Source organism: Clostridium sp. (assembly GCF_016650095.1).
Classification (GTDB): domain Bacteria; phylum Bacillota; class Clostridia; order Clostridiales; family Clostridiaceae; genus Clostridium_AD.
The window spans coordinates 1-3,981 of the sequence record NZ_JAENWL010000352.1 but is presented as its reverse complement, the minus strand read 5'-3'; the positions used below and the strand labels follow the sequence as shown (position 1 = coordinate 3,981).

At 28.9% G+C, this 3,981-nt stretch carries 6 protein-coding genes; 3 read left to right on the top strand and 3 right to left on the bottom strand.

Annotated features, from left to right (window positions below):
- Window positions 1-52 precede the first annotated feature (52 nt).
- From JJE11_RS16055 to JJE11_RS16045, 3 genes are all read left to right on the top strand, one after another.
- The gene (locus JJE11_RS16055; RefSeq protein WP_291637434.1) at window positions 53-745 is read left to right on the top strand and encodes a Fic family protein; all 693 of its coding nucleotides are present in this window, start codon (window positions 53-55) and stop codon (window positions 743-745) included.
- A gap of 419 nt (window positions 746-1,164) precedes the next feature.
- On the top strand, window positions 1,165-1,401 hold the full coding sequence (locus JJE11_RS16050; protein ID WP_291637432.1) for a single-stranded DNA-binding protein: 237 nt from the start codon (window positions 1,165-1,167) through the stop codon (window positions 1,399-1,401).
- 76 nt (window positions 1,402-1,477) lie between these two features.
- Entirely contained in the window at window positions 1,478-1,762 is a 285-nt protein-coding gene (locus tag JJE11_RS16045; protein ID WP_291637430.1) for a hypothetical protein, read from the top strand.
- Window positions 1,763-1,855: 93 nt separating this feature from the next.
- Here JJE11_RS16045 and JJE11_RS16040 read toward each other — a convergent pair whose 3' ends face one another.
- The 3 genes from JJE11_RS16040 to JJE11_RS16030 all read right to left on the bottom strand — a co-directional run bounded on the left by JJE11_RS16040 (window position 1,856) and on the right by JJE11_RS16030 (window position 3,699).
- Entirely contained in the window at window positions 1,856-2,146 is a 291-nt protein-coding gene (locus tag JJE11_RS16040; protein ID WP_291637428.1) for a hypothetical protein, read from the bottom strand.
- Window positions 2,147-2,167: 21 nt separating this feature from the next.
- The gene (locus tag JJE11_RS16035) at window positions 2,168-3,091 is read right to left on the bottom strand and encodes a hypothetical protein (protein ID WP_291637426.1); all 924 of its coding nucleotides are present in this window, start codon (window positions 3,089-3,091) and stop codon (window positions 2,168-2,170) included.
- 119 nt (window positions 3,092-3,210) lie between these two features.
- Window positions 3,211-3,699 (bottom strand): DUF6530 family protein, encoded by a 489-nt coding sequence (locus JJE11_RS16030; RefSeq protein WP_291637424.1) that lies wholly within the window; start codon window positions 3,697-3,699, stop codon window positions 3,211-3,213.
- Between the last annotated feature and the right edge of the window lie 282 nt (window positions 3,700-3,981).

Sequence of the window (3,981 nt, the reverse complement as noted above, 5' to 3'; positions counted from 1 at the left end):
TGCAGCGGCACAAAAAAAATAATCAGTTAAATTAAAAGGAGTATGAAATATTATGCTATTTAGCAGAAACAAATCCTATGAAGATATAGTTCCAGCGTTAGAAATTAAAAGATTGATAATGTTAGTTAGAAAATTATCGTCAGATGTTGTCTTTAATATGGCTAATTTAGAAGGAAATCCATTTACTTATCCCGAAGTACAAACCTTACTTGAGGGTATTACTATAGGTGGTCATAAAGTAAGTGACGAGCAACAAATTTATAACATTAGAAATGGGTGGAATCATTTGTTTGAGACAGTGAGCCAAAACAATGTGGAACTTGACATAAATATCTTCAATAAATTTAATAATATAGTGGCTAAGGATGAGGCTTTGTTTAGTGGTGCATTTAGAACTGGTCAAGTTAGAATAGCCGGAACAGATTTTATACCTCCAATAGCTGAAGAGCTAGAAGGTATTTTTAAAAATGAATTACCGCAGTTAATAAAAAGATGTGAGAGTAAAACAGATTTAGCTTTTGAAATATTTCTATGGGGAGCTTTAAATCAATTTTTTTATGATGGAAATAAAAGAACCTCTAGATTAGTATCGAACATGGTTTTAATATCACAAGGTCAAGGTATTTTTAATATAAAAGCAAAAGATAGATTGCAGTTTAATACTTTAATGGTTGAATTCTATAATACAAAAGAAGCCGACAATATCTTTGAATTTTTATATAGTAGTTGTTTAGAAAGATATTAAGAAAAAGATTTTAAAAGCTTAAATTAATCTAGAACTTATTAAAATAACAGGCGGACAAAAGTACACAAGCAATTAAAAAAGTAAATTTATTTGCGGTCGCTTGCGATTTTTTTTGCTGGTAGGTGTTCTTTTGTCCACCTATATTTTCAGTGAAACTGAAATGTATTTTTTTATTGGGGTGACTACGTTTGTTACGATAAAACGTAGTTATTTTTGAGTGAAATCCAATATGATTCACGTATTTTCAGTGCAAATGTCTATATTTTCGGTTCAACATAACATTTTATTATATTGTATGCTAAAAAAATGTTTAAAAATTTTTTTAATATTAGGTATCAATTTTAATAAAGTATGATATACTAATATTAACAGTAGCACATTGTTAACAACGACAATAATGTTAATATTAAAAATAAGGAGTGATATCTATGAATCCATTATTAAATGATGCTATCACTGAATTAGTGAACCTTAATTCAGGAGAAGTTTTTCTAGTTAAAGAATTATTCAAGGGTTATGTGTGGAAAAGATTAGGAAAAGGTGAACGTCTTACCTTAGGGACTTTATTTATTAACGAAGTTAAAAATAATCCTTCTCTGGGTATAACAGTATTGGATAAAACTACATCAAATCAACAAAAATATAAAAAAGATTAGCTATCAACTTGATTTTTTTCTATAAGTTAAAATCCTATGCCTATTTTAAAATTATATAAGGTGAGGTGATATACTTTTGGGAGTGTTACATGAAGTTGTTAATCAACAACCTTTCTATCAGTGGTTAGAAACTAATAATGAAAGGGTTGAAGAATTATTAGGAACTGATTTTAGTACAATTATTTGTTACGAGGAGTCTAGATATGATGATGACTTTGTAGCAGTACAAGAGTTACTTTTTTGGCAAATGGGAAGTAGACAGACCTTTGATATATTACCATGGATAGCACAGGAAAACTGTATGGAGCAATCCATATGTCAGCTTAAAAAGGAATTTAGATTATGGAATGCAGAAAAGTAGATAATTCTAAAGTTGTAAGTTAGACTAAAGTACATTATTTATCTTTATGTCGACACAAGTAACCCCATATCATTAGATATGGGGTTACTTGAATTATTGAACATCTTTTTTACCAAATACATAACCTAAAAACATAAGTATAAGTAATAGTGCTATAGGTCCTACATATACTACCCATGAAAACAAACCGGCAGTTTCCCACATATCATGTTCATAAGTATTGGATAATAAGTTAATATATAACCCTCCTGAAACAATTGAAGCTATTACTGCTAATGCCCTACCCAAAGCTTTGTTTCCAAATAAAAACTTCATTAAACCAAATCCTACCGCACCACAAAAAAATATATTAACTAACATCACCATAAAAATTATAATCCCCAAAATAAGCCCCCCTATATTTTTTTATAACCACATATTGATCCTTTGTGGCATAATCACTTTATTCTTAAAAATAAAATCTATAATTTCATTTTTTTCAAGTGGAATTATATTAACATTATCAGTATTATAGTATTTTTGACTAACAGTAAAAAGATATACTTTATTTCCCTTTTTAGTCAAATGTACATAATCATCACCATCTAGTGAAACATTCCCCGTTTTAACTTGTGCGTAGCATAAATGACCTCCATCCCGACTGGTCATTACAAACTCATAAGTTTGTGTATCTATTTTATTACTACTTGAATATATTAAATATTTTTTTTCGAATTGAAGATATAAACTTATAATTTCCTCTACATCCTCTGGTAAAAACATATCTAATATATTTTTCTTAATCATAGGCTTTACATCATAATAATTTGTTTTCTTTTTATCATTATAAATTTTCATTGTTGCAACCAATGCAGGATTTATAGACTCTCCGTTTTCAGTATACCCATGAATTCTTTGTATAGTCGACCTTGCTCTAAATGAATTTATTACCTTGCCAGGTACATTTTCTATTGTTCCTACTTCTACAAATTCAACATCTATAATATTTAAAACATCCGCATCGTAATTGGCGTCCCTATTATCATGTCTCCATTTACCTGTTACCCTGCATATATAATATATCCCCCTATGTCTAGTCCATATTAAATCATCTTTTTCTATCTCTTTAAGTGCGTGAATAGAAACAATAAAGCCTCTGGTATTATGCTGCTGCCTACCTAATTTCTCACATTCTTCAATATCTTTAGGAGTTATTCTTCCACCATTTTTATCCTTTAATCGCCATCCACAACCAAGTATGCTATTAGTTTTACAAAATTCAAATGGATCTACACCTTTAATACAATCTGTTTTAACATTCATTTTCCAAAGATATGTTTCTCTACTCATTTTTATTTTCTCCTTCCTTTTTAAACACAAACAATTCAACATATTTCCCGATTTGAACTTCTTTTTTAGACGGCATTAAAATAATTATTGCCATGTGTCCATACTATATTAAATATAAATCAATATCCTAAATCTTTTAATGTACTTGCTAATTCCTTCAAACGCATATCAATATATTCATCGTTTTCTTCTAAATATTTATCTAACGAGCTTAAATCTTGAACTATATGCTCATTGTTTTTAGACTTTTCTATACTAACTTTATTCCCCTGAATTTTAATTTCTTTAGTATTAAGTTGTTGGCTTCTCATTTCTTTTATTTTACAAATAAAAATAGATAAATCTAATGCTCTATGAAGTGGTAGTTCTTCAGATTGCCTTGACCATTTTCCGCCTTCATATCCTTTACTTTGATCTCCTGTGTGTCTCCAAACTTTTGCTGAAATATCCATACGACCTCTTTCATTCCATTGTGCTAAGCCGATTGATAATCCTAATGCATCCGAAGCACCAACATATGGTCCATCTATTAAACTGTAATTATTTATCTCGTAGATAGGTTTATGCTTTAAATGATTAGGGACTTTAAGTGTATTTAATTCATTCATAAAGATCTCTCCTTTATTTAGTAATTTAGTAATTCACTAAATTACTAAATTACTAATATTATATTGCTCTTTTATAGCAAAGTCAACCATTTATTTTGAAATTTTATACATTTATTTAACAATGTGAAAGTAACACAATACTAATTGAGTTACTTTCACATTGAAGCTATTGCCCATTCCTTAAAAATTTCAATTTGAATGTAATATAACGTGTTGACTTGTAACGTTCAATGTATTATAACGGTCAAAATTCATTGTATAAAAAAAGAAGGTGTTAACCCT